Annotated in this window: 2 rRNA genes; both read right to left on the reverse strand. The window is 53.4% G+C overall.

Annotation, left to right across the window (positions count from 1 at the left end):
- Positions 1–26: 26 nt before the first annotated feature.
- Positions 27–139, reverse strand: a 5S ribosomal RNA gene (gene rrf / locus HW466_RS30885).
- A 133-nt stretch (positions 140–272) separates the two neighbouring features.
- A 23S ribosomal RNA gene (locus HW466_RS30890) occupies positions 273–1,629 on the reverse strand; the annotation flags it as partial.

Genomic DNA, 1,629 nt, shown 5'->3' on the forward strand with positions numbered 1-1,629 from the left:
GGGCGGGGGTTTCTGGCTTGAGGGGAGCCTGACGATTACCTACTTTCACACGGGAATCCGCACTATCATCGGCGTAGAGTCGTTTCACGGTCCTGTTCGGGATGGGAAGGGGTGGGACCGACTCGCTATGGTCATCAGGCAAAGGGGGTTGTCCTGCTGGCATGGCCAACAGAACCAATCTTGGAAGAAGCAGTAATCTTGAGTTGTGTGTATCACACACGAGAATCCAACTTGTCCGACGCGCTCATCCTGGCGCGAGACAGACTTGTTATAGGATCAAGCCTTACGGGCAATTAGTATCGGTTAGCTGAACGCATTACTGCGCTTACACACCCGACCTATCAACGTCCTGGTCTCGAACGACCCTTCAAGGGGATCTAGTCCCCGGGGATATCTCATCTTAAGGCGAGTTTCCCGCTTAGATGCTTTCAGCGGTTATCTCTTCCGAACATAGCTACCCGGCGATGCCACTGGCGTGACAACCGGTACACCAGAGGTTCGTCCACTCCGGTCCTCTCGTACTAGGAGCAGCCCCCTTCAAATATCCAACGCCCACGGCAGATAGGGACCAAACTGTCTCACGACGTTTTAAACCCAGCTCACGTACCTCTTTAAATGGCGAACAGCCATACCCTTGGGACCGGCTACAGCCCCAGGATGAGATGAGCCGACATCGAGGTGCCAAACACCGCCGTCGATATGAACTCTTGGGCGGTATCAGCCTGTTATCCCCAGAGTACCTTTTATCCGTTGAGCGATGGCCCTTCCATACAGAACCACCGGATCACTATGACCTGCTTTCGCACCTGCTCGACTTGTCGGTCTCGCAGTTAAGCACGCTTATGCCATTGCACTATCAGCACGATTTCCGACCGTACCTAGCGTACCTTCGTACTCCTCCGTTACGCTTTGGGAGGAGACCGCCCCAGTCAAACTGCCTACCATGCACTGTCCCCGACCCGGATCACGGGCCAAGGTTAGAACCTCAAACAAACCAGGGTGGTATTTCAAGGACGGCTCCACCGAAACTAGCGTTCCGGTTTCATAGCCTCCCACCTATCCTACACAGATCGGTTCAAAGTCCAATGCAAAGCTACAGTAAAGGTTCATGGGGTCTTTCCGTCTAGCCGCGGGTAGATTGCATCATCACAAACACTTCAACTTCGCTGAGTCTCGGGAGGAGACAGTGTGGCCATCGTTACGCCATTCGTGCAGGTCGGAACTTACCCGACAAGGAATTTCGCTACCTTAGGACCGTTATAGTTACGGCCGCCGTTTACCGGGACTTCAATCAAGAGCTTGCACCCCATCATTTAATCTTCCGGCACCGGGCAGGCGTCACACCCTATACGTCCACTTTCGTGTTTGCAGAGTGCTGTGTTTTTATTAAACAGTCGCAGCCACCAGTTTATTGCAACCCCTTCACCCTCCTGGCGCAGGCCAGTCAAGCTACAAGGGCGTACCTTATCCCGAAGTTACGGTACCAATTTGCCGAGTTCCTTCTCCCGAGTTCTCTCAAGCGCCTTAGAATACTCATCTCGCCCACCTGTGTCGGTTTGCGGTACGGTCATCGTTAGACTGAAGCTTAGAGGCTTTTCTTGGAACCACTTCCAATTGCTTCGCTCCCGA

Source organism: Burkholderia territorii (assembly GCF_902833055.1).
Lineage (GTDB): Bacteria > Pseudomonadota > Gammaproteobacteria > Burkholderiales > Burkholderiaceae > Burkholderia > Burkholderia territorii.